Origin of the sequence: Vitiosangium sp. GDMCC 1.1324, from assembly GCF_003044305.1 — a bacterium.
Classification (GTDB): Bacteria; Myxococcota; Myxococcia; order Myxococcales; family Myxococcaceae; genus Archangium.
In genome coordinates, this window is sequence record NZ_PZOX01000035.1 from 1 (window position 1) to 22,836 (window position 22,836).

26 protein-coding genes are annotated in these 22,836 nt (G+C 69.3%); 18 read left to right on the plus strand and 8 right to left on the minus strand.

All coding sequences use genetic code 11. The annotated features are described in order from the left end of the window. The first annotated feature begins 422 nt into the window (after positions 1-422). From DAT35_RS53900 to DAT35_RS53910, 3 genes are all read left to right on the plus strand, one after another. A complete protein-coding gene (locus tag DAT35_RS53900; RefSeq protein ID WP_108077298.1) occupies positions 423-1,118 on the plus strand; it encodes a pirin family protein in 696 nt (231 codons plus the stop codon). A 156-nt stretch (positions 1,119-1,274) separates the two neighbouring features. Further along, entirely contained in the window at positions 1,275-1,823 is a 549-nt protein-coding gene (locus tag DAT35_RS53905; RefSeq protein WP_233262248.1) for a M17 family peptidase N-terminal domain-containing protein, read from the plus strand. Between the two features lie 160 nt (positions 1,824-1,983). After that, a complete protein-coding gene (locus tag DAT35_RS53910) occupies positions 1,984-3,375 on the plus strand; it encodes an alginate export family protein (RefSeq protein ID WP_158502311.1) in 1,392 nt (463 codons plus the stop codon). Between the two features lie 7 nt (positions 3,376-3,382). On the opposite strand, the gene DAT35_RS53915 is transcribed toward DAT35_RS53910, so the two are convergent. Further along, entirely contained in the window at positions 3,383-3,676 is a 294-nt protein-coding gene (locus tag DAT35_RS53915; protein WP_199243286.1) for a hypothetical protein, read from the minus strand. Between the two features lie 521 nt (positions 3,677-4,197). Here DAT35_RS53915 and DAT35_RS58590 point away from each other — a divergent pair. Then, the gene (locus DAT35_RS58590) at positions 4,198-4,380 is read left to right on the plus strand and encodes a hypothetical protein (protein WP_146210259.1); all 183 of its coding nucleotides are present in this window, start codon (positions 4,198-4,200) and stop codon (positions 4,378-4,380) included. Between the two features lie 62 nt (positions 4,381-4,442). Here the strand turns inward: DAT35_RS58590 and DAT35_RS53925 are convergent, their stop codons facing one another. Further along, the gene (locus DAT35_RS53925) at positions 4,443-5,597 is read right to left on the minus strand and encodes a GON domain-containing protein (RefSeq protein ID WP_108077301.1); all 1,155 of its coding nucleotides are present in this window, start codon (positions 5,595-5,597) and stop codon (positions 4,443-4,445) included. 270 nt (positions 5,598-5,867) lie between these two features. On the opposite strand from DAT35_RS53925, the gene DAT35_RS53930 reads away from it, so the two are divergent. Then, positions 5,868-7,448, plus strand: a complete 1,581-nt coding sequence (locus DAT35_RS53930) for a sigma 54-interacting transcriptional regulator (RefSeq protein WP_108077367.1) — start codon at positions 5,868-5,870, stop codon at positions 7,446-7,448. A gap of 106 nt (positions 7,449-7,554) precedes the next feature. After that, positions 7,555-8,100, plus strand: coding sequence for a hypothetical protein (locus tag DAT35_RS53935; RefSeq protein WP_108077302.1), 546 nt, complete (start codon positions 7,555-7,557; stop codon positions 8,098-8,100). Positions 8,101-8,108: 8 nt separating this feature from the next. Here the strand turns inward: DAT35_RS53935 and DAT35_RS53940 are convergent, their stop codons facing one another. The 3 genes from DAT35_RS53940 to DAT35_RS60345 all read right to left on the minus strand — a co-directional run bounded on the left by DAT35_RS53940 (position 8,109) and on the right by DAT35_RS60345 (position 12,771). Then, positions 8,109-11,507 (minus strand): serine/threonine-protein kinase, encoded by a 3,399-nt coding sequence (locus DAT35_RS53940; protein ID WP_108077303.1) that lies wholly within the window; start codon positions 11,505-11,507, stop codon positions 8,109-8,111. Between the two features lie 189 nt (positions 11,508-11,696). Next, positions 11,697-12,404 carry a hypothetical protein gene (locus tag DAT35_RS53950; RefSeq protein ID WP_108077305.1) on the minus strand — a complete coding sequence of 236 codons (708 nt, stop codon included), beginning with the start codon at positions 12,402-12,404 and terminating at the stop codon, positions 11,697-11,699. Between the two features lie 181 nt (positions 12,405-12,585). Next, positions 12,586-12,771, minus strand: coding sequence for a hypothetical protein (locus tag DAT35_RS60345; RefSeq protein WP_199243287.1), 186 nt, complete (start codon positions 12,769-12,771; stop codon positions 12,586-12,588). A 34-nt stretch (positions 12,772-12,805) separates the two neighbouring features. Between DAT35_RS60345 and DAT35_RS62020 the strand changes: the two genes are divergently transcribed. Beyond that, a complete protein-coding gene (locus DAT35_RS62020; RefSeq protein ID WP_255415262.1) occupies positions 12,806-12,937 on the plus strand; it encodes a hypothetical protein in 132 nt (43 codons plus the stop codon). A 21-nt stretch (positions 12,938-12,958) separates the two neighbouring features. On the opposite strand, the gene DAT35_RS53960 is transcribed toward DAT35_RS62020, so the two are convergent. Further along, entirely contained in the window at positions 12,959-13,414 is a 456-nt protein-coding gene (locus tag DAT35_RS53960; RefSeq protein WP_146210260.1) for a histidine phosphatase family protein, read from the minus strand. A gap of 303 nt (positions 13,415-13,717) precedes the next feature. Between DAT35_RS53960 and DAT35_RS53965 the strand changes: the two genes are divergently transcribed. The 6 genes from DAT35_RS53965 (at position 13,718) to DAT35_RS53990 (ending at position 18,410) form a co-directional block, all read left to right on the plus strand. Continuing rightward, positions 13,718-14,236 (plus strand): hypothetical protein, encoded by a 519-nt coding sequence (locus tag DAT35_RS53965; RefSeq protein ID WP_108077307.1) that lies wholly within the window; start codon positions 13,718-13,720, stop codon positions 14,234-14,236. Between the two features lie 537 nt (positions 14,237-14,773). After that, a complete protein-coding gene (locus DAT35_RS59610) occupies positions 14,774-14,947 on the plus strand; it encodes a hypothetical protein (RefSeq protein WP_158502313.1) in 174 nt (57 codons plus the stop codon). Positions 14,948-15,031: 84 nt separating this feature from the next. After that, positions 15,032-15,586, plus strand: coding sequence for a MauE/DoxX family redox-associated membrane protein (locus DAT35_RS53975; RefSeq protein ID WP_233262260.1), 555 nt, complete (start codon positions 15,032-15,034; stop codon positions 15,584-15,586). 3 nt (positions 15,587-15,589) lie between these two features. Further along, positions 15,590-16,108 carry a thioredoxin family protein gene (locus tag DAT35_RS53980; protein ID WP_108077308.1) on the plus strand — a complete coding sequence of 173 codons (519 nt, stop codon included), beginning with the start codon at positions 15,590-15,592 and terminating at the stop codon, positions 16,106-16,108. Positions 16,109-16,119: 11 nt separating this feature from the next. After that, the gene (locus tag DAT35_RS53985; RefSeq protein WP_233262249.1) at positions 16,120-17,970 is read left to right on the plus strand and encodes an ABC transporter ATP-binding protein; all 1,851 of its coding nucleotides are present in this window, start codon (positions 16,120-16,122) and stop codon (positions 17,968-17,970) included. Then, positions 17,967-18,410: a S26 family signal peptidase gene (locus tag DAT35_RS53990; protein ID WP_108077310.1), complete on the plus strand. Its 444-nt coding sequence runs from the start codon at positions 17,967-17,969 to the stop codon at positions 18,408-18,410. Before DAT35_RS53985 ends, DAT35_RS53990 begins: the two co-directional genes overlap by 4 nt. Here DAT35_RS53990 and DAT35_RS61625 read toward each other — a convergent pair. After that, the gene (locus DAT35_RS61625) at positions 18,388-18,711 is read right to left on the minus strand and encodes a DUF5953 family protein (RefSeq protein WP_369946602.1); all 324 of its coding nucleotides are present in this window, start codon (positions 18,709-18,711) and stop codon (positions 18,388-18,390) included. The genes DAT35_RS53990 and DAT35_RS61625 overlap by 23 nt on opposite strands. Positions 18,712-18,770: 59 nt before the next feature. Here DAT35_RS61625 and DAT35_RS62025 point away from each other — a divergent pair, with 59 nt between their 5' ends. The 5 genes from DAT35_RS62025 to DAT35_RS54015 all read left to right on the plus strand — a co-directional run bounded on the left by DAT35_RS62025 (position 18,771) and on the right by DAT35_RS54015 (position 21,848). Further along, positions 18,771-18,893 carry a hypothetical protein gene (locus DAT35_RS62025; RefSeq protein WP_255415263.1) on the plus strand — a complete coding sequence of 41 codons (123 nt, stop codon included), beginning with the start codon at positions 18,771-18,773 and terminating at the stop codon, positions 18,891-18,893. Between the two features lie 86 nt (positions 18,894-18,979). Further along, entirely contained in the window at positions 18,980-19,921 is a 942-nt protein-coding gene (locus DAT35_RS53995; protein ID WP_158502315.1) for an MBL fold metallo-hydrolase, read from the plus strand. A gap of 42 nt (positions 19,922-19,963) precedes the next feature. Continuing rightward, on the plus strand, positions 19,964-20,527 hold the full coding sequence (locus DAT35_RS54000) for an imm11 family protein (RefSeq protein ID WP_233262250.1): 564 nt from the start codon (positions 19,964-19,966) through the stop codon (positions 20,525-20,527). A 225-nt stretch (positions 20,528-20,752) separates the two neighbouring features. Continuing rightward, the gene (clpP, locus tag DAT35_RS54010; protein WP_108077312.1) at positions 20,753-21,367 is read left to right on the plus strand and encodes an ATP-dependent Clp endopeptidase proteolytic subunit ClpP; all 615 of its coding nucleotides are present in this window, start codon (positions 20,753-20,755) and stop codon (positions 21,365-21,367) included. A 121-nt stretch (positions 21,368-21,488) separates the two neighbouring features. Further along, complete coding sequence (locus tag DAT35_RS54015) at positions 21,489-21,848, plus strand: hypothetical protein (protein WP_108077313.1); 360 nt, start codon at positions 21,489-21,491, stop codon at positions 21,846-21,848. A gap of 10 nt (positions 21,849-21,858) precedes the next feature. Here DAT35_RS54015 and DAT35_RS54020 read toward each other — a convergent pair whose 3' ends face one another. Further along, complete coding sequence (locus DAT35_RS54020) at positions 21,859-22,833, minus strand: alpha/beta fold hydrolase (protein WP_108077314.1); 975 nt, start codon at positions 22,831-22,833, stop codon at positions 21,859-21,861. Positions 22,834-22,836 lie beyond the last annotated feature (3 nt).

The following is a 22,836-nucleotide window of genomic DNA, read 5'->3' on the forward strand; positions in this document are numbered from 1 at the left end:
GTGAGGGTGGTGCCCAACCATGTCTGTGTCTCGGTGAACCTGCAGGACGAGCTGTGGGCCGTGCGCGGCGAGCAGATCGTGGGCCACTGGGACGTGACGGGGCGGGGCCGGGGGCCGGCGTAGCGTGAGTCCCGCCCAGTCGAGCCTCGGTGCGCGCCGGTGCCTGCTGCACGTGCCTACCCCCGCTGCCGCTGCCGCAGGTGCCTCCTCCCCGCTCGGCCTCGCCGCTGCAGGTGGGATCGCTGGCCGGCCACCCCCGCCGGAGCCGAGCACTCTCCCGTTCGCAGAGGAAGCGGACCGGCACATCGGGGTGACGGCGCCTTTGTCCCATGGATGGAACGGTCCTTCCAGGATTCACGTCTGGCGGAGCACCAATCTCACGGTCATCTTGGAGGGGTCCAAATCGAGAAAAGGAGCACCCCATGATGATCGTTCGACCCTCTGAAGCACGCGGACATGCGAACCACGGCTGGCTGGACTCCCACCATACGTTCTCGTTCGCGAGCTACTACGACCCGGAGTTCATGGGCTTCCGCGCCCTGCGCGTCATCAACGAGGACCGCGTCACGGCGGGCGAGGGCTTCGACACGCACCCGCACCGGGACATGGAGATCATCACCTACCCGCTCAGCGGCGCCATCGCGCACCGGGACAGCACCGGCGGAGAGGGACTGCTGCGCGCCGGCGAGGTGCAGCGCATGACGGCGGGAACCGGTGTCCTGCACAGCGAGATGAATGGCGCCAACGAGGAGCTGCACTTCCTGCAGATCTGGCTCCTCCCCAACCAGCGCGCACTGAAGCCCGGCTATGAGCAGAAGGCCTTCCCCGAATCCGAGCGCAAGGGCCACTGGCGCGTCATCGTGAGCCCGGACGCCCGCGACGGCAGCCTCACCGTGCACCAGGACGTGGTGCTGCACAGCACGCTGCTGGGCAAGGGCGAGCAGGCCGAGTACACGCTGGCTCCGGATCGCCACGCCTGGGTTCAGCTGGCACGGGGCATGGGCACGCTCAACGGCGTGGAGCTGAAGGCCGGAGACGGCGTGGCCGTGTCCCGGGAGTCGCGGCTGGTGCTCACGGCCTCCGAGCCGGTCGAGGCGCTGCTCTTCGACCTCGCCTGACCGGCGAGTGGAGCGTCCACGCGAGGTTTCATCCCTGACATGGGTGATGGGTCTCATCCCTGACATGGGTGATGACAGTGCCGCCTTTCTCCAACATTTTGAGTGGGAATTCAGCGGGGAGCCACATCGCGACCCGCCGACCTTCAGGAGAAAGACATGCGCCTCACACTGAAGCACGAGCTGCTCGCCCTGGGTCTTGTCTTCACACTCGGCGCGTCATGGCCAGCACTCGCCGAGAACGCGAAGCCGCCGCCCGAGAAGAAATTCGAGACACCGGTGGGGCTTGCGTTGAGCGTCAAGCAGAGCGGCCCGGTCACCCAGACCACCGACCTGCAGATCCTCTGTGTGTTGAAGCACGAGCCCGCGGGGGACCAGTACATCGAGGCGATGCAAGACTTCAATGAGAAGCAGGGGGGACTGCTCTCGGCGCTGCGCGAGCGGGGCGAGTTCGTGGGCGAGCTGGGGGAGACGCTGCTCTACACGCCGCCGCCGCGCTCCATCACGCCGAAGCGGGTGCTGCTGATTAGTATTGGGGATGCCAGGGAGCTGTCACTGGACAGGCTGCGGTTGGCGGGACGGAGCGCGGTGCGCGAGGCCGTGCGCCTGGGAGTGAAGCACGCGTCGTTCGCGCCTACGCTGCGCGATCAGGGAAGCTCGGTCATCGATGTGGGCGAGGGAGACGCGGCCCCGGCCCCCGCGAAGTAGCCACCTGATTGGGAGGACCTCGAGTCGCTCGAGTCCGTCCCCCGCCCACTCCCATGGAGCCCGCCTGTTCGCCCGTGGCCAGGGACGAGGGCTCATCATCGAGGTGATTATGCGAACCCGGCAACGTCGAATGTGTCGCCTGCCCCATCGCGGATGGACCGTGCTCTCGCTGCTCGTTGTGGGGCTGCTCGTTGGCGGGCGCGCCCGGGCACAGGCTCCGCAGAAGCCGTTCTCGCCACCCCCCTTCGAGGTGCTACGCGCGGAGGAGGACTACCGCTACCTCCGCGACCCGGACGCGCCTCGCGCGCCCCTCGACGGAATGAAGTACCTCCCGCTCGACGAGAACGGCTCTGTGTTCCTCTCGCTGGGGGGCGATCTGCGCCAGCGGATGGAGTATTACCGCCACCCCGACTGGGCCGAGGCACCCGCTGCGGACGGCGCCTGGCTGCAGCGCTACATGCTGCACGGGGATGTGTGGCTGTGGAATCTGGCCCGGGCCTTCTTCCAGCTCAAGAGCGGGTGGACACACGGACGCGAGGGAGGCCCCGGCCCCACGGACGAGGACCGGCTGGATGTACACCAGGCCTTCGTGGAGGCGCGCCCATGGGAGCGCGCGGACGAGGGACTCCAGGTGCGGCTGGGACGCCAGGAATTGCAATTCGGCTCGGCCCGCCTCGTCTCGGTGCGCGAGGGCCCCAACGTGCGCCGGGCCTTCGATGGGGCACGCACGCGGCTTCGGCTCCACCAATGGGACCTCTCCGCCTTCGCCGTGAGGCCTGTCACCACGGAGCCCGGCGCCTTCGATAACGGCCCGGTGCGCACCCAGAGCTTCTGGGGCCTGTACGCGGAGCACCCCCTGCCCGTACTCCCGGGAGGGAACGTGGACCTCTACTACCTCGGCTTCTCCAACAGTCAGGCCCGCTACGCACAGGGCGAGGGCCGCGAACAGCGCCACTCCTTCGGTACCCGGTGGTGGGGGACATCCGGGCGGTGGGATTACAACCTCGAAGCCGTGCTGCAGGTGGGACGCTTCTCGGGCGCGCCCCTCCTCGCTTGGACGGTGGCGAGCGACACCGGCTTCACTCTCGAGCGCCTGCCGCTGTCCCCGAGGCTGGGGGTGATGGCGGATATCGCCTCCGGGGACCCGGACGCGGAGGGCCCGTCGCTGGGGACCTTCAATCCGCTCTTCCCGCGCGGCAGCTACTTCGGGGAGATCGCCCTGCTGGGACCCTACAACTTCATCGACCTTCATCCCGTGCTGCGCCTGCACCCCAGCCGCTCACTCGTGCTGTCGGCCGAGTGGACCGGCTTCTGGCGGCAGAGTGTGGAGGATGGCATCTATGGTCCGAGCGGTGCGCTGGTGAGACCGCCCGGCGGGAGCAGCAGCCGCTGGGTGGGGCATCAAGTGAACTTCACGGCCAACTGGCAACTCGGCCGGTACACGCACGTGTACGCCACCGCGTCACGCTTCTTCGCCGGCACCTTCCTCCAGCAGACGGGCTCCTCCCGCGACGTCATCTTCCTCCAGGCCGAGGTGTCGCTGCGCTTCTGAGGCCGGGCTACGCCACGGGCTTCCTTCTGAGACGCGACAGGTGCTCCTCGCCGCTCTCCACGAAGCGCCGCGCCAGCTCGACCTGGCCCTCCGCGCCATGCTCCAGCAGGTACGCCAGCTCCGAGGGCAGCAGCGCCTTGACGGTGACGAGCTTCACCTCCCCATACGGTGTGGAGAAGTGTCTCGGCAGCGTGCGCGACTCCTTGCGGTGGAGGTAGAGCGGGAAATGGAAGCCGGCCACCCGCAGCGGCATGTTCAATACCAGGGTGGTGAGGGCTTCGTTGAGCTCGAAGTCGCTCACCTGCACGGCCCCGAATCGGGTGGGCAGGGAGAGGCGAACCAGCTCGTCCGCGGCCTCGCCCTCCTCCGCCTCCTCGGCCTGTGCTTCATGAGGGGACTGGCCCCAGGCGCATAGGAGGAACAGGGGAGCTGTTGCGACGTGAGGGGCGAGTGGGCATGGGGAGCTGAGGGGCAGGAGGGTCCTCTATGGCTGTGCTCCCCGTGCCGCACTGCCCCGCTGAACTGGTGGCCGGACGCACCACCCCCGTGCGCGCCACCAGGGCGCAGGGGCTCGCGACAGGAAGGGGGGATTACGGGTGCTGGCGCAGTGGAGCGGCTACCCCCAGAGAGCCTGCTGCGGTGGCCAGCGCGCAGGTGCGAGCGGAGCAGGAGTATCTGCCCGATTCAGGTGCTGGAGGATGGGGCGGAAGGCCGCTGCATGCGTCAAGTACGCCAGCACCCGCCGCCTGCCCCCGCCTCTGGCGCATGAGAAGACGTCCAGCTTGAAAACGCGGCGCAGCAGTCCCGCCCAGTGGAGCCTTGGTGCGCGCTGGTACCTGCTGCACGTGCCCACCCCCGCTGCGGCTGCCGCAGGTTCCTCCTCCCCGCTCGGCCTCGCCGCTGCAGGGAGCGAGCGCGGCCACGGCGCTCACCCTCTCGCCCGAGGGCGTCACCCCCCGCGTTCCGTCGGTGCTCGCGCCCGGCAGCTACGACGTGAAGCAGTGAGGGGGTGACTCGACGCTGCGTGCCGCTCGATGGCGTCGTGGATGAGCGGCTTCTCGACCCGGCTACTGCAAGGTGAGTTGCAGGCGGTAGTCGGGGTCGAAGTTGGCGCCGCAGTATCCACCTCCCGTGAGGTTGACGATCTGGCTGCCGCTGTAGGTGGTCGAGCCCGCCGGCACCCACCCATCGACCACGAACTGGCCGGGCACGATGTCGAAGGGCGTGCCCGTCAGGTCTATGTTGCTCCGGCCTGTCTGGGAATAGGCGGTCACGCAGTCGCCCGCGCTTCCCAGCGGGCTGGTGTAGAGGAAGGTGCTTCCGAAGTTCATCCAACCCTGGCTCGTGGAGAAGGTGGTGTCGTCGAGCACGAGCGTGAGCGCCGCGGGGTCGAGGCGCACCTTGCTGTACCACGTCGTCTGCCCGCCGGCGGACGTGTTCGGCCCCTGGCCGTAGTAGGAGTAGTTGGTGGTGCTCCCCGTCTTCACGGTGAGGTACTCACGGGGCGTGCCGGCCATGTCGTGGCAGTACACGTCCACCTGCTTGCCACCGAGCGTGAGTGGGTAGGTGCCATCCGTGGCCGCGGGGTTCTGCGCGCGAACCTCGGCGCAGTTGTGCACCTCGTTGGGGGTTACGTAGGTCCGGAAGTACAGATCATACGCGGGGTGGGAGTTGTACCCGACCTGGAACAGCAGCCCGCCAGGATAGGAGTCGACGGAGGAGTTGGCCTCGTACTTCCAGTCATAACCCCCCGAGACATTCGGTTGGGCGTTCTGGATCACGATGGCGTACTGCTCGCCCGGAAGGACGCTGATCGGCTGCGAGAATCCGGCGTCGATCCAGTTGTAGCTGCCGGTGGGAATCGAGGCCTGGCTCACCGTGCTGCTGGCGAGCACCTGGCCCGAGGTCGAGCGGAGCTGCACCAGCATGTCCGGGCAGCCCGGCAGGCACTGCTTCTGCACATACACCGAGACCTGCGAGAGCTTCCCGGCCTTGCCCACCGTGAAGGTCTGTCCGCCGGGCACCGCTCCCGTGTAGAGCTGGACGGAGTAGAGCGAATAGGGCTCGTTCGCTTGATCCAATACGGGCGACGCGGCGTGGCTGGCCGTCGTGGTCATCAAAGCCGTCAGCATCCCCAGCTTGGAGAGGGGAGACAGCCAGCGGCGGAATGCAATCGCGAAGGATGGGTTCATGTCCGTGGGGTTGAGGCGGTTGGAGTTCATGTCGAGACCGCTCGAAGGTCTCGGGTCCCGGGCCTCAGCAAGCGACGTACCAGCGCACCGGATCACGCGGCTTCAGAGAGGGAGGTCGTCCACCACGGCTCGTTCTCGAGAGGCAACGGCGGCGTGGTGGGCCGTTTCCACGCGTGGAACCCGGGGCTCGACGCGTGGAAGTGCCACCGGAAGTCTGCTTTGCTCCGGGACGTGACCTCAGGGCCCCGTCCTCCGGCGCGCAATCCACGAGAAGTCAGGTCCAGGCAGGAGGCCGCGGATATCTCCACGGCCGACGCCTCGAGAGGCCATCGCACTCCGCCGGGCTCCCGCCTTGTCCCCGCGCTGACCATTGCTTCGCACCCCCAGGCGCATCGCGTCGGGGAGCGGCTGCTGCTGGAGGCGCTGGCCGAGGGCCGCCAGGTGCTCCTGTCCCGCAATGAGCCGGACTTCACACGGCCTGGGGGCGCACTGGGCATGCACCTGGCGGACCCCTTCCTGAGCCGCAAGCCGCTCGTCTTCGCACCGGGCGTGGAGGGGCGCATCCGGCTGGAGCCGGGCGAGGGGAGTCGGGTGGCCGTCGGAGGAGAAGTGCTGCGCGAGCCGTGGGAGTTCTCGGCCGAGGAGGTGGCCGCGGGCGTGCCGCTGGAGCTGGCCGGACGCGTGCTGCTGTTGTTGCACCTGGCGGACGCCTCGGCCAGGGATGCCGTGGATGCACTGGGCATGGTGGGCACCAGCGTGGGGCTCCAGCGCGTGCGCCAACACATCACGCAGGTGGCGGATCTGGACGTGCCGGTGCTCATTCGCGGGGAGACGGGCTCGGGCAAGGAGCTGATCGCTCATGCCATCCATCGGGACAGCACGCGCAGGGACAAGCCGTTCGTCAGCGTGAACCTGGGCGCCATTCCCCGGGAGCTGGCGGCCACGGAGCTGTTCGGTGCGCGCAAGGGGGCCTTCACCGGCGCGGTGAGGGATCAGCCGGGCTTCTTCCAGGCCGCCCATGGGGGGACGCTGTTCCTGGATGAGGTGGGTGAGGCACCGCCCGAGGTGCAGGTGATGCTGTTGCGGGTGCTGGAGGCAGGGCAGCTCTACCCCGTGGGCGAGCGCTCGCCCGTCGCCGTCGATGTGCGGCTCGTCGCCGCGACGGACGCGCACCTGGAGCAGCAGATCCAGGAGGGGCGCTTCAAGGCACCGCTGATGCATCGGCTGGCCGGCTACACCATCCGTGTGCCGCCACTGAGGGAGCGGCGAGAGGACATCGGGCTGCTGTTCCACCACTTCGCCCGCGGGGAGCTGGCGGCGCTGGGGGAGGCCTGGCGCCTGAGGCCCGAGGATCCTTTCGCCGAGCCCTGGCTCCCGCCAGCGCTGGCCGCGCGCCTGGTGGGCCACCGGTGGCCAGGGAACATCCGCGAGTTGCGCAACGTAGTGCGGCAGCTCGTCATCGGCAGTCGAAGCCAGCCGCACCTGCGGCTCGATGCCCAGCTCGAGCAGGAGCTGGCCCTGGGGAAGGGGGCTCCCTCGGGGCGGCCCGCCACCGCGCAGCCCACGGCCGAGGCCAAGGCCCCCTCCCGCCGCAAGCCCTCCGAGATCACCGAGCCGGAGCTGCTGGCCGCCCTTCGGGAGAACGACTGGGACTTCCAGGCCGCCGCCGACCAGCTCCGCATCCACCGGTCCTCCATCTACGATCTGATCGACAAGAGCCCGAACCTGCGGACCGCCGGGGACCTGAGCGCCGAGGAGATCACCCGCTGCCATCACGAGTGCCAGGGGGACCTGGATGCGATGACCCGGCGCCTCCAGGTGTCGAAGCGGGCGCTGGGACGTCGCGTCAAGGAGCTCGGCCTCGGCCCGGGGGCCACCTGAGGCACGGGGCTGCTCGCGCGAACGCGGAGTGCCGGACTCCTGGCATATCCGTTGCTTTGTCACCGATGACGATGTGGGGTCCAACGCGATGAAAAGGAGGAATGTGATGCGGAGTCGTTTGTCTGAAGTGTCGCAGCGCCGTGTGAGACAGCCCCTGGTCCGTCTCCTGTTGCCGGGACTATTGCTGGGGCTGCCGTTCTCCGGACTCGTCTCCTGCAAGACGGGTGAGGGCGCGAAGACGCCAGTGCTGGATGTCACGGCGCCCCGTGAGTGCAAGATTTATCACAAAGCGTTGGATGCCGACGTCACCTTGCTAGGGATTGCCTTCAGGCCTCCCAAGGTGGATGCCGACGCCACCTCGCAAGAGATTGTCTCCGGGCATCCGCTGGGTTGTCTCGAGAAGGGTGGCAAGGTCAGGTTCATCAACCATTGCTCGAGTGCGAACGCCCTCCTCGCCGTCGATATCAAAGGGCCCGAAGCGAAAGCCATTCAGCCGCTGCCTCGTGGCAATGGGATCGACCATGCCTTCTCGACGGAGGGCACCTACACGATTACCGCCGAGGGTTGCCCCGATATCAGCCAGGATGCCAAGACCGGGACGCTGGAGGTAGGCACGGGTCCTGGGGAAGACGTCCCGCCCGGTAAGGGCTGAGTCGAGCGCTACGGAGAGGCCGTCGCGCGGCCAGGAAACCGCCGCTTCCACCAGCCGGTGAGGTGGGGGTTCAGCGTGAGGGCCCGCTCGAGGTCTTCGCGGAAACCTGTCTCCCCAGCCTCTTCACGCAGGCTCGCGCGCAGCAGCAGCGCGTCCGCCCAGAGGGGGCGCGCGGCCAGCACCTCGTCCGCCAGGGCGAGGCCACGCTTCAGGGCGGAGTGCGGCTCGAGCCCCGTCTCCCGCCGCCACGCGGCCCACTCGCGGCAGAAGTGGCCGAAGGCGATGCGGTAGTCCAGGCGCCGGGGCTCCAGCTCGAGCGTCTTCTCGAAGGCGCGGGCGGCCTCCTCGAAGTCCTCGGCGCGCGCCTGCCGCTGGCGAGCCAGCCAGCGGGCCCGCAGTCCACGCACCTCGCCCTGGACGAGCCAGGCCAGGGGCTCCTGGGGGCCGCGCTCGAAGGCCTGGCGCAGGGCCGCCTCGGCCTGCTCCAGGCTCCGCTGTGGAGTCCACCCGTGCTCCAACTCGAAGGCCGCCCGGCGGGCATGGACCCGGGCCAGGCTGGCCGGGTAGTACGCGCCGCCCGGGAGCAGCTCGATGGCTTTCAGGTAGGCCGCTTCGGCTGCCTGGAGCTCGGGGCGCGGATCCTCCCCGGAGAGCGCGCGGTAGGTGGCGCGCTCGGCCTGGGCCTCGCCAACGTTGTGGTGGCCAAAGCCCTGCTGGGGGGCGACCTCGATGGCTTGACGCGCGGCCTGCCCGGCCTGCTCGAGCCAGGGGAGGGGATCGCCACCGTGATCCCAGGCCTCCCGCGCCTGCTCGATGAGGACCGCGCTCCTGCCGTTGTGGAGCTGTGCGATCCGGGCGTTGATGCGGATGCCGCCCTCGAAGAACTCCAGGGCGGTGGCCAGGTCGGGCCGGGCGTCCTCTCCCTGGCTCCTGCGCCGCTGGGCGAGCTCCAGGTGCAGCGTTCCCCCCAGGAAGTAGGGCACATAGTTCCCCGGGTTGAGCTTCCGGGAGGTGTCGAGCGCGGCCTGGGCCTGCTTCAGGTCCTCCAGGGGAGCCGCGGCGCGCGGGTGGGTGGCCCGGGCGAGGTAGGCGATGCCCAGGTTGATCCATGCGTCCGGCAGGCGCTCGTCGAGGCGGATGGCCTCGCGGTAGGAGGCGATGGCCTCACCGCGGTGGGGCAGGGAGTCCACCCCCTTCTCGTCCTCGTAGTCCGCCCAGATCTTGAAGACGAGTCCCCGGGTGGTGTGGAACTCGTAGTCCTGCTCCTTCGGGGAGATGGTTCCCAGCAGCTCCACGGCCTGGCGGAGCGGCTCGTTGGGGTCCAGGCCTCGGGCCTGGAGGGAGCGAGCCCGGCGCCAGAGGCTCTGGACCTGCTCCATCCGGGCCCTGGGCGGCTCGGGCACCTGGTGCATGGCGGTGCGCGCGGAGGAGAGGGCCTTCTCGAGGGGCTCCTCCACGTTACCTCCCCGGCTCATGCGGTACTCCGCCAGCCGGTTGTAGAAGCGCGCCTCGAGGACCCGGGCCAGCCCGTAGTCGGGGTCCGCCTGGAGCGCGCGGGCGACCGCCTCCAGCCCGCGGGTGAAGGGAGGCATGACGTCTCCCTGGCTGTAGAGCTCCATCACCATCACGGTGTACTCGAGCCTCGCCAGGGCTCTGTGGACCTCCGGTACGCTCTCGCCCGTGGCGGCGGCGGCGGTGTAGGCGCGGCGGCCGGCCTCGAAGTCGGCCAGCGCTCCCTCGCGATCGCCCTGGTTCCAGCGGCGGGTGGCCCGGGCCTGGAGGATGTCGCCCCGGAGCAGGGGGGCCTCGTGGAACCAGGGGAGGCGGTCCTTCATCGCCTCGAGCTGGGCGAGGGCTTCGTCCAGCCGATCCTCGTAGAAGGCCAGGAGCGCCGCCACGTACTCGGCAGAGGGCACGTCGGCGCCCTGGCTCTGGCGCAACCAGTCCAGGGCGGGGGCGCGGTACTGGCGCTGGATGTCCTGCTTGCGGGACTCGCGTTGCTCCGGGTTGCGCAGGCGCTCGGCTTCCAGGAGCTGCTCCTGGTACAGGTGCCCCATCACGAGGGCCAGTGACCAGGCGACGCGGGGCTCACGGAAGCCGTGGCTCCACGCGGCCTCCAGGTGCTCGCGGGCCAGGGCCACGTCGCCGAGCGCCAGGGCGCCACGTCCCAGCGCGTAATGGCCGGAGCCCACGGCCAGCGTGCCGGCCTCGTGGATCTCGGCCTCCAGCTCGCGCATGCGGCCGCGGAGGGCCTCGCGGTCGGCACGGGTGTCGTGTAGCTGGGAGAGGCCGGAGTAGCGGGCCAGGGCCTCGATGCGCTCGACGCGCTCGGTGAACTGGAGCGAGAGGCGCTCGCGCCGGGTGGCCTCCTGCCGGGTGAGCGAGACCTGGACGACGGCGAGTGCCACGGCCAGCAGGGCCGCGGTGGCCACGCCCACCACGATGCGGTGCTTGCGGAGCCACTTGCGCAGCCGGTATCCCAGGCCGGTGGGGCGCGCCCGCACGGGCTCGCCACCGAGGAAGCGGTCCAGATCCTCGGCCAGGGCGCGCGCCGAGTCGTAGCGGGCCGAGCGCTCCTTCTCCAGACACTTGAGGACGATGGCTTCCAGGTCCACCGGCAGGTCCGGGTTGAGCGCGCGCGGCGGGCGGGGCTCGAGGGTGGCGATGTTGCTGAGCACCTCCAGTCCGTTGCCGCCGGGGATGGGGGGCTGGCCCGTGAGCAGGGTGTAGAGCGTAGCGCCCAGGCTGTAGACGTCGGCGCGCCGGTCCAGCCGGGACACCTCGCCGCGGGCCTGCTCGGGGGCCATGTAGTGCGGGGTGCCGAGCACGGCGCCCGTGGCGGTGCTGCCCTGCTCCCTCCAGTCGCGCGCCAGTCCGAAGTCCATGACGTAGGGCTTGAGGCGGCCATCCCCGGTGCGCTCGACGAGGATGTTGCCGGGCTTGAGGTCGCGGTGGATGAGGCCGGCCCGGTGGGCGGCGTGGACGCCCTCGGCGACGTCTCGCAGCAGCAGCGCCGCCTGCTCCACGGTGAGCTGGCTGGCGAGCTGGTTCAGCGGGTGGCCGTCCACGTACTGCATGGCGATGAAGGCGCGCCCCTGGACTTCCCCCACCTCGTACACTTGGCAGACGCGCTCGTGCTCGACACGGGCCTGGGCCCGGGCCTCGGAGAGGAGACGCTGGGTGAGCCCGGTGTCGCCGCTCCGGACGAACTTGAGGGCGGCATGGCGGCGCAGCCGTGGATCATAGGCGAGGAAGACCTGGCCCATGCCGCCCTGGCCGAGGAAGCGCACGCCCTGGTAGCGCTCCCAGCCGGGCAAGGGGAAGACGGGAGTCTCCGGAGGAGGAGCCCCAGGTGTGGGCGGGCCCTCCAGGGTGGATGCGCCCGCTACTCCATCCGGCACGGTCATGTCTGTGAGCCTGCCCCGGTTTTGTGGCTCTCCCGCACTTCATATCGAACTGGCCGCGAGCACTACCGCAGCTCCACCTCGACCCCCCCGCCTCGCAGCGCCACCGCGAGCACGCGGCCGTCGCTCGTGCGGAACACCGCCCCGGCCGACGTCTCGCTCGGTTCGAACTCTCCGAGCTCGAAGAAGCGCTCACGCCGCGCCCCGGTCGGCCGGACGATCCCGCGCTCGGCCGCGACTGCGGCGATCTCCGGCACGATCAGAGCGCGCCCCTCGTCGTCGCTCGACGGCATGAGCAGGTCGACGCGCAGCACATTGGCGATCCCGCTCGGGAGCAGCGCGCGCGGGCCCGACGCGCAGGCAGCGCGGCCCATCCTCGAATGCGTCGCGCACGCGCTCGCGGTCGCGCGGTAGCCGCCGCAGCCCCTTCCGGCCGAGCGCGGTCACTGTGAAGGCCGCTGCCCGCGCCAGATCGGTCTCGCCCGGCGCGAGGACGAAGTCGGCGATCGTCGTGCGCTGGGACGTGCCGTCGCCGAAGCGATCCCAGCTTTCCTCGATACGCGCGAGCTGGCAGTCCGGATGCGCCGCCGCTGTGAACGCCTCAAGCGCGGGCACGTGATGCAGGATCGCGTGGAGCGTCTCACTGTTCATGGTGACCAGGCGCGGTGGTGGCCCGGCGGGCGCGGGCGGCAGCACACCGCGGCTCGCCTCGGCCACGAGCTCTTCGGCGATCGCTGCGTTCCGATCACGCACGAGCTGCTCGGGTGTCATGAGCGCGCGCACGGCGGTCTCGACGTTGCCGGCAGCAGCGGTCAGCGCGGCCCTCGCGTCGACCATGCTGACCTCAACCCGGGCACGCACCTTCTTGAGCTTGTCGAGTGTGACGGTCTCGTCGGCCATCGCCTCACTCTACACGCGCACGACTTCCCGGAGAACCGGGTGCGCATGCGCTCCCCGGCAAGGGGAGCGCGCGGTGATGCGTCCAGGCCCGCGCGATGACATCTTCCACGCACGCCGATTGTCAAATTGGCGGTGACGACCCACCTGGTTGTCGCCAGGCGGCAGAAGTAGTTGTCGCTGATCAGGCGAGCCTCGGGATGGCCTGGCGCAGCAGGGCAAGGTTCATGTCGGGCTCGCGCATGTCGGAATGGAGGCCTTGTTGCTGGGGTGGGCCTCGTGCCGGGGCCAGCTTCGGAGCCTGCGCGGGCAGTCCCAAGTGCTCCAATATCGCGCCAACCCCAGCGGGGGCCGACAAGAAGGCCAGCACTTTTCGCCTGCCTCCACACCGGGCGCTCACCCCCGTGCCCTCGTGGGCCTGGGCCGCGCTCTGGTCGTTCGTCTCGCTCGCGCTGCTCGGCCTCTTCACCCGCTGGTTCTTGAGCGCCGCGCGCCCCGAGGGCCTGGGCTACTCGCTGACCTCCGGCCGCCGCTAGCCCACCCGCCCGGGGAACTCCTCAGCGCAGGTGGGCCGTGCCATTCAGCTCGAGCACGCGCCCACATCCCTTCCAGTGAAGCAGCCGGTGGACGCCCCCGTTGTCGGTGTCGAAGGTGCAGCGGGGCGCCGTCTCCTCCATCCCCAACAGGAGACGGAGGAGGTGATCCAACAGCATGCGATGGGACACCAGGACGATGCGCTCGCCCGCGTGCCGGGCCAGCACCTCCGCCAGGAAGGGGCGCAGGCGCTGGGAGCAGTCCCGCAGCGTGACCGTCCGTTCCGCGTCCTCCAGCAGCATGTCCCATGCTTCTCGGGCCCGGCGGGGGAAGAGGTGGAGAGATTGCACGTAGAGGCAGGCGATGTGGACGCGCAGCGCGAGGTTGGAGAAGCCGAGCCGCTGGACACGTCGAAGCCACTGGCCGAACTCCTCCCACGGCATGTCGAACGAGTACGCGGCCGAAGGCCATGAAGGCATCGTGGAGCTCCTTGCGAATCCGCTGCTAGAACAACGTAAGACCTCGCCGCGCCCCGTGGAGGCGGAGGTTGACGCCAAGCTTGAGGCGTGAAGGGGCGAGCACCGCGACGATGCAGGCAGTCGCGGCGTCCAGATGAAATCGGAAGTGGAGAGCACCGCGACGACTCAGCCTGCCGCGGGGAAGGTGTCAGAGGACTCGTACAGAGAACTCGTACATCTCGTCCCCTACGAGTCGTCTGACACCCTCCTGGCGCGATCTCGGTACCTGCGCCCTGCCGCAGGCGTGATGGGAGGTGGGTTTTCATGGCTGGCTTCCTGAATCGCCGGACCCTCTTTGGCACCCTGATCGCCGCCGCGGTCGCGCTGGTGCTCCTGGATCGATTCAGCCAGCTCAACCTCAACGTCTTCGCGGGATTCTGGTCCGAGCTGTTCTGGCTGATCATCGGCATCGTGGTGATCAGCTTCGTGCTCGAAACCCTCCTCGCTCACGATCTGGAGCGGCAACGCCGCGAGGACGTGGAGTTCGCCTTTCGCACTTTTACCGGCGCGGTTCTGGATGATCTCCTCGAGATGGTCCGAACCCGCAACCCGCGTCCACCTTCGCCGATGGCCGCGGCGCTGCAAGACCTCACCCGATTCGCTATCAGCGCGAAGGAGGTAGCGGCCCACGTCGGGACCGCCGAAGGGCTCAACCTCGACTCGTACCTTCAGCGTTCCCAGAACGTGGGCAGCGGGCTGAGGGAGCTCGCCGTTGGCTATGTCCGGATCTTCTCCTCGACAGAGGCGAATCAGAGCGCGCCACGCAAGGAGGGCTGCCACTAACCCCCTGAGCTCGGCGCATAAGAGAAATGGGGGCACTGTTGAGGGCAGGGGGCTTGGGTCTGTTGGCAGTGGCGGCTCGGGCCTCAACACCACGCGGCCTTATGTGGACCTCGCGCCGGGGCCAGGCTCGTTGGCGCTGCGGGAGCTCTCGAGCCGCACCTTCGGCATCTTGATGAGCCTGGAGCCCGCGGTCGCCGCCCTCGCGGGTCTGGTGTTCCTGCGGGAGAGGCTCGCCGCGACCCAGTGGCTCGCGCTGGCCTTCGGTGGAGATGCGGCTGGAGGACGTTCCGCCCGTGCTGCTGCTCGAGGGCACCTTCCGCAAGGGGATGGTGGAACTGCAACACGTCGGCCCGCGCGCCACCCGCTTCGTGTACGACGTCTCCTGGGAGAAAATCCTTTGCGACACCAACCATGACGGCGGCCGCACGCTGATGGGCGCTTTCACACACCAAGCAATCATTGACGGTGCGGAAAGCGCCTGTGACTCTTCGTGCGCGCGAATGACCGGAATTCTCCGGAACGCGCGAGGAGAGTCACATGAAGCTCTTCCAGGCTATCAGCGAGCGTATCTTGAAGCTGTTCCTGTCCGACGTCACCGCCGGTGCGTGCACTGCCGAATATGGCTGCTGCTGCGGCACGCTTTCCAACCCGATGGTCGTGACCTGCAACGGCAGCTGCCGCTACGGCGGCTGCACCGACTGTTCCATCTGATGAGTCATCGCTGATGGCCATGGCTGGGCACGCTGCTCCAGTGTCCGGCCGTGGTTTGCTCATGAGGAGGCTCCATTGAACGCCGTGGACATCGGGTGCCGGTGGTGGGTGGTGGTGGTGCTCGCGCTCGCCGCGCTGAGCAAGGCGTGGGGCCGCCGCCCTTTCGAGGACTTCATCCAGACGCTCGGGCTCTTCGGGTTTCCGCGCTCCTGGGTGGGCGCCCCGCTCGCGGCCGGGGTGATTGCCGCGGAGGCGCTGTCCGCGCTCCTGCTGCTGGTGGCTCCGCGGGAGGGGACTGTCGCGGCGCTGGTGCTGCTGAGCGGTTTCACCGTGGGCCTCGCGCGGGTGTGGCGCCGGGGAGACGTGGTGCGCTGCCGCTGCTTCGGCGCGAGCAACACCCCGGTGGGCGCGGCGCACCTGGTGCGCAACGGCCTGCTGCTCACGGTCCTCGTCACGGGGGGCCTCGCACGCCAGGCCGGCGCGACGCTCCCCGCGCCCGAGGGGATGACGGTGGTGGCGGGCGTGCTCGGTGCGCTGGCCGGGATTCTCGTCACCCGTTGGGATGACCTCCTGTTTCTGCTGGGAACTCCACCCCCGGCCGCCAGCGCTCCGGCGGCCCTGAAGAAGTCGAGGCACTAGACAATGACGCAGCTTCTCGTCGTGGTGGTGGGCGCCGTCGGGGCCCTGACCGTTGTGAACTTCCTGCTCTCGATGGCGCTCATCCGGCGCGTCCGGGTACTCCAGGAAATGGTGGCGCAGAATCCCCAGCGCGACCCGTCCCTTCCCAAAACGGGAGAGGCCATCGGCTCCTTCCATGCGACCACGCTGGAGGGGGAGCCCCTGTCGGACGAGACCCTGAAGCCGGGGGTGTCGCTGGTGGGCTTCTTCACCGCCCACTGCAAGCCGTGCGGGGTGCTGCGCGCGCAGCTGCTCGAGTCGCCGCCGGCACTCCCCTTCGTGGCCTTCGTCGAGGGCCGCGCGAACGACCCCGAGGTGGGCGAGATGGCGGAGGCGCTCAAGCGCATCGCCCGGGTGGTGTACACCGAGCACAACGACGCGCTCCACCAGGCCTTCAAGCCAGCCAGCTATCCCACGCTCATCCGCGTGGAGAACGGCGTCGTCGCCGCCTCCGGCCACGCACTGGCCGACGTGCTTCCATGACCGGGGAGGGCATGCGCCGGGGCCTGTTCCGGGAAGCCCTGCGCACCGTCCGCGCGGCCGTGGCGCTCCAGTGGCGCGCGGCGCCGGTGCGCTCGGCCTTCGTGCTCGTGCTCACCCTGGGCACCGGCTCGGTGGCCGCGCTCGGAGGCTGGCTGACCAAGCTCCTGTTGGACGAGCTGGCCCGGGGCCCCCAGGCCGACTCAGAGCGCGCCCTGGCCCTGGGCCTGGGGGTGGCCGCCGTCGCGGGGGGCTCCATGGCGGTGAGCAACATCACCGAATACCTCCAGCGCACCGTCCAGTGGCGCGTTGCCCTCGCCGTCGAGCGCTCCCTCTTCACGAAGGTCATCGGGTTGGAGGGGCTGCGGTCCTTCGAGGACCCGGCGTTCCACGGCCGGCTCCGGCTGGCGGAGCAGAGCGCCCAGGATGCGCCGCACCGGCTCTCGGAGTTGGTGCTGTCCATCCTCCGGGCGGCGGTCTCCGTCACCACGCTGAGCGCGGTGGTGCTCACGGTGTCGCCGCTGATGGCGCTGCTGCTGCTGCTCGTCGGGGGCGTGGGGCTCGTGGCCCAGGTCGTCCGCAGCCGGTGGTCGGCGGAGCTGAGGGAGGCGCTCGTCCAGACGTACCGCTGGCGCGACTTCTACCACGCGCTGCTGGTGGACGTCCGGGCGGCGAAGGAGATCCGCCTGTTCGGCCTGGGCGAGCTGCTGCTGGACCGCATGGTGGCGGCACTGGAGAGGGCCTCGGTCCGCGAGCTGGCGGTGGCCCGCAAGGGCGCCGGCCTGCAGCTGTCGCTGTCGCTGCTGACGGCCGGGGCGACCATGGCCGGCGCGGCCGTCATCGTCCGGGGCGCGGTGGCCGGCCGGCTCGCCGTTGGCGACGTGTCGCTCTTCTTGGCAGCCGTCGCGGGAATCCAGTCGGCTTTCAACGGACTCATCTGGCAGCTCGCGGGGGCCGCGCAGGGCGGGCTGGCCTTCAAACACTACCTCGAGTTGCTGGAGCTGCCGGGCTCCGAGGCGGCGCCCGGGCGCGAGGTGGCGCCGCTGCGGCGGGGCGTGGAGCTGCGCGACGCGTGGTTCCGGTATGACGCCAATGGCCCCTGGGTCCTGCGGGGGGTGAACCTGTTCATCCCCGCGGGCGGCTCGGTGGGCCTCGTCGGTGTCAACGGGGCGGGGAAGAGCACCCTGGTGAAGCTGCTGTGCCGCCTGCATGACCTGGAGCGGGGGCAGCTGCTCTGGGACGGCGTGGACGTGCGCGAGCTGGACCCGCGCGCGCTGCGGCTGCGCATGGCGGCGACGTTCCAGGACTTCATGACGTACGACTTCAGCGCGGCGGAGAACATCGGCCTCGGGGACGCCGCCCACCTCCAGGACGAGGAGCGCATCCGCGCCGCCGCGGCGCTGGCGGAAATCGACGGCACGCTCGAGGCGCTGCCCTCCGGCTACCAGACGCTGCTGAGCCGGGTCCTCACGGACGAGGGCGCGGGCAACGCGGCGGGCGTGTCGCTCTCCGGAGGCCAGTGGCAGCGGTTGGCCCTGGCTCGCTCGCTGATGCGCCAGGATGTGGACCTGCTGGTGCTGGACGAGCCCAGCTCCGGGCTGGACGCGGGCGCCGAGTATCGCATCCACCAGACGCTGCAACGCCACGGTGCCGGCCGCGCGCGCCTGCTGATCTCCCACCGGCTGAGCGCCCTGCGAAGCGCGGACACCATCGCCGTGCTCTCCGAGGGGCGCATCACCGAGCAGGGCACCCATGACGAGCTGATGGCCGCCAGGGGCGAGTACGCGCGCCTGTTCACCCTGCAGGCCAGCGGTTACCAGGACTCGCGCGTCGCCGCCTCGCGGGCCACGGAGGAAGCGGCATGAGTTGGGTTCTCGGGCTGGCGGTGGTTCTCCTCGCGGCGGGGTTCGCGTTCGCGCTCCACGCGCGGCGCCGGTGGATGGTCGTGACGGTGGAGGGCAACAGCATGTCGCCCACGCTCCACCACGGGCAGCGGCTCCTCGCCCGGCGGGTGCGCCGAGGCAGCGAGGGTGACGCCGGTTTCTCGCGCTCGGACATCGTCGTCTTCGTCCTGCCACCCGAGAAGGTGCTGGCGGAGGACAAGCTCGTTCACCGCGTCAAGCGGGTCGCCGCCGTCGCCGGGGACGCGGTGCCCGAGTGGGCACGCCCGGCACTCGCCGCGGACGAGCACTCCCGGGTGCCCCCCGGAAAGGTCGTGGTGTCTGGCGACAATGCCCGGAGCCAGGACTCCCGGCAGCTCGGCTACATCGACGCGGGCACCATCATCGCCGTCGTGCGCGGGTGACCGTCGGCCTGCATTTTCGCGCTCCATCAATGTCACATGGAGTGGGCGAGCATGCGACTCGGACGTCGTTATCGGTGCTGCGCAGCGGCGGCATTTCCCCGCGACTGCTCTCTCGGGCGACGAATGCGTCGCGATCCGGCAACGGGATAAGTTGACCTTCGTCAGAAATCATCAACCCGATGATCAAGCCGGGTCGTGCGCGCTCCATCCCACGAACAACAGCCAAAGGGCGGCCATCATCCCCCGCGAGCGCAGGCGCGTAGACGATCATGCCGATTTGATTTTTCTGCGTGGCAGGCATTTCAGCATCAATCCATGAGGACGATAACGCCCTTGAGTCGCGGTTCGATGGTTTCCAGCATGGCCTTACGGGCGACGACGAGGAAGAACACCACCCAGGTGGCCAGCAATGAGACGCGGCCCACGCGGACGCCCGCTCGGAAGAAGCCGCAGGCGCGCAAGCGGACCGTGAAGAAGACGTAGCGCCTCGGAGGGCCGTGGCGGATTGGAACAAAAAGTCGTCCGACCCACGAAAGACTCCACGGCCTGGCTGGCGCACGATGCCAGCCATGAAACACATCACGCTGATTGCGAGCCTGTGGCTGGGAGTCATGACCGGCTGTGCCACCTCCCATCCCGCGGCGTCCGAGCGCCGCGCCGAGAGCACCGCGCACCGGTTGAAGGAAGACACGCGGGTGGGGGTGTACACCTCGAAGCCCTGGGGTTTCTCCACCAACTCGTATTGGATTGAAGGCCCGGAGGGGCTGGTGGTCATCGACACCCAGTTCCTGCCTTCGGCGGCCCGCGAACTCATCGAACTGGCCGAGCGGGAGACGGGGAAGAAGGTGGTGCTGGCGGTGGTGCTGCACCCCAACCCGGACAAGTTCAACGGGACGAAGGTGTTCCAGGAGCGGGGCATCCGGGTGGTGACGGCCCGGCAGGTGCTCGAGCGGATTCCGGCGGTCTTCGAGCTGCGCACGCGCTGGTTCAAGGACCGGTACGCGCCGGACTGGCCGGAGGCGGAGCCTCGGCCGGAGGAGTTTGGCGCGGAGACGACGGTGCTGGAGGCGGCGGGGCTGAAGCTGAAGGCTCACGTGCTGGGGCCGGGGTGCAGTGACGCGCAGGTGGTGGTGGAGTGGGAGGGGCACCTGTTCACGGGAGACCTTGTGGCCAATGGCACCCACGCGTGGCTGGAGCTGGGACACCAGCACGAGTGGCTTCAGCGGCTGGACGAGCTGGAGCGGATGAATCCCCGCCAGGTGCACCCGGGGCGTGGGGGGTCCGCGGGTCCGGAGTTGCTGGCGCGGCAGCGCGCCTACCTCGAGAAGGTGATTGAGCTGGTGCGAGCCAGCGAGCCCACCCTGCCGGTGCGGGACGAGGCGGTGGCCGAGGCCGTGAAGCGGGTGAAGGCGGCCTACCCGGACCTGGGCTACGCGGTGTTCCTCCAGGTGGGAATGCCCGAGGTGTACCGCCGCGAGGCGGAGCTGCGCGCGAACGCGGCCGGTCACTGAGGCGGCGGACGCGCTATTCCGAGGACTGAGATGGGCGAACCCATGCGATACCATGAGCTGTTCTTCGACTCACGCATCCGGGAGCAGTGGGTTCTGGCGGATCCCATCGACGAGCGAGGGGAGGAACTCGACCCCTGGCAGTTCTTCAGCGGACACCCCATCGACCTGGTGGGGACGCCTCGAATCTCTCTGGCTGCTCCCGGACGCGCCCTCGACTTCAGCTTCACGACGCTCAGCATCCCGCTCGTTCACGGCCGGATTGTCCCCATCTTCGAGAGCCTCGGTCTCCAGCAACAAGTGCAGCTCATTCCGAGTGAGGTCGTGGGCCTGACGGAGCCCTACTTCATCGTCAATGTCCTCCGTGTCATTCCCTGCATCGACGATGCCCGGTGCGAGAGGGTGGAGTATTGGAGGCCCGAGGATGGTGCACCGGACAGGGTGGGGGACTACCGCCTGGTCAGGGGCCTGCGCATCGATCCGTACCAGGTCGGTGATGCGGACATCTTCCGTCCCAGGGGGTGGAGCTCTGTTCTCCTCGTTTCCGACAGGCTCAAACAGGCACTGGAAGACCATCAGGTGGGCGGGATTCGTTTCACCGAGGTGTGAGCTCCACCGCCCTCGAACCGGAACAGGGCCAGCACCGCCTCGCTGGCCTTGCGGTCATCCAGGACGGCCTGGAGTCCGGTCCTCCAGGGTGGCGGCGAGGAGGGCGTCGATGCCGGAGGCGTTCCTGGCGGGGCACCGGGGGAGAGGCCCCGAGCGTAGCCTGGAGCACGGTCCTGCAAGAACGGACGGGCGCCCGGCGGCAAGGCGCATTAGTGTTGGAGGGCTATGAACATCCCCTTCGTCATCGAGACCACCCACCGGGGCGAGCGCGCATACGACCTCTACAGCCGGCTCCTCAAGGACCGGATCGTCATGCTGGGCACGCCGGTGACCGATGAAGTGGCGAACGTCATCGTCGCCCAGCTGCTCTTCCTCGAGTCCGAGGACCCCGACAAGGGCATCAACCTCTACATCAACTCGCCCGGCGGCTCGGTGACCGCGGGGCTGGCCATCTATGACACGATGCAGTACGTCAAGTGCCCCGTGTCCACCATCTGCGTGGGCCAGGCGGCCTCGATGGGAGCGCTGCTCCTGCTCGCCGGGGCGTCGGGCAAGCGGTACGCCCTGCCCAACGCGCGCATCATGATCCACCAGCCGCTCGGCGGGGCGCAGGGTCAGGCGTCGGACATCGACATCCAGGCGAAGGAGATCCTCCGTTTGCGCTCGTACATCAACGGCCTCATCGTGAAGCACACGGGCCACGGCATCGAGCGCATCGAGAGGGACACCGAGCGCGACTACTTCATGAGCGCCGAGGAGGCCCGGCAGTACGGCATCATCGATGAGGTGGTGGCCAAGCAGTTGCTGGTGCCGACGCCCTCCGCGCCCACCAAGGGCTAGCGCGCAACCACTGCGGCCCGGGATTCCCTCGGGTGCAACGCTTGCGTGCCGGGCAATGGGGCTCTCGTCGCATCGCGAGGGAGCCCCCCTTGGCACGGACCATGCTCACTTTTGAGCTGTCATGGTCCCTCTCCGCTCCGCCATCGCCTTCGTCTTCTCCGCGGCCCTCTTCGGCGCCGGGTGTGCCACCGAAACGCCCGAGCGCCGCATGGTTCCCGAGCCCGCCTACGACGTCCAGAATGAGCTGGGCTACAACGACGTCGTCCGGCTCAGCCAGGACTACGCCACCGCGCACGGTTACGAGGTGACCGAGGTCGCCGAGGCCGTACAGGTGCGCCCCAACTACTGGCGGGTGCGTTTTGGTCTGGCGCCCCGGGGCTCGGGGAAGCTGCTCGACCTCGAGTTCGACCAGGCGCAGCGCCGCGTCGTGGGCACCACCGAGGTGGGTAGCTCGGCGGGCCGGGGGACACCGGCTCCGTGAGCGGACCCTCTCAGGGCAGGGACGACAGGAACTGCGTCACGTCCCGCGCGAAGCGATCCGCCTCCTCCAGGTACGGGAAGTGCCCGCTCTGCTCGTACTCGAGGAAGGTGGCGTGGGGCAGCGTCTTCGCCAGCGCCTGAATGCTCTCCAGGCCGATGGAGTTGTCGTACCGGCCGCCGACGACGAGCACCGGCGCGGTGACGTGCGCGGAGGCGGAGAAGCGGTAGCGCGGCAGCTCGGTGGAGAAGAGGGCCCGTGACATCTCTCCCGTGTTGCTCAGGCCGCTCTCCGCGTCCACCGCGTCCTGCATCTGGAGATAGGTGGCGTTGTGGAACTGCAGCTGGTTGAAGAAGGCCTGTGCGTCCACACCCCGCAGGGCCCGCATCACCTGCCCGTAGTCCGATGGGTCCTCGGGAGAGGCCGCCGCGGCCAGCCGTCCGGGGTACAGGCGCTCGAGCTCGCGCTTCCAGGTGGCGAAGGAGCTCGCCGCGTCCGAGAAGCCACTCACGTACACCATGCCCGCCACGTGCTCGGGGTGACGCGCCGCGTACTCCAGCGCGAGCGTCCCGCCGAAGGAGTGGCCCATCAACACCCAGCGCTCCACGCCCAGCTCCTGGCGCAGCGCCTCCAGGTCCGCCACCAGCACCTCCAGCGAGTAGCGTCCATCCCAGGGGCGCTCGGAGCGGCCACAGCCCCGCTGGTCCAGGTACACCATGCGCCGGCTCTTCTCGAGGCGCGTGCCCATGAGCCGGGCGAAGCTGTAGCTGTTGTAGCCGGGGCCGCCATGGAGGAAGAGCACCGGGGCGCGCTCCGCCGGAGCCTCACCAGCGATGCGGTAGTACAGCCTCACCCCGTTGAGGACGCGCTGGTGCTCGCCCGAGGCCAGCGGTGACTCGGTGTGGGAGAGGGGCGCGTGGTGGGTACAGGCGGCCACCAGCGCGCACAGAACGACACAACCCAGGAGTCCAGGACGCGAGGAACGCATGGC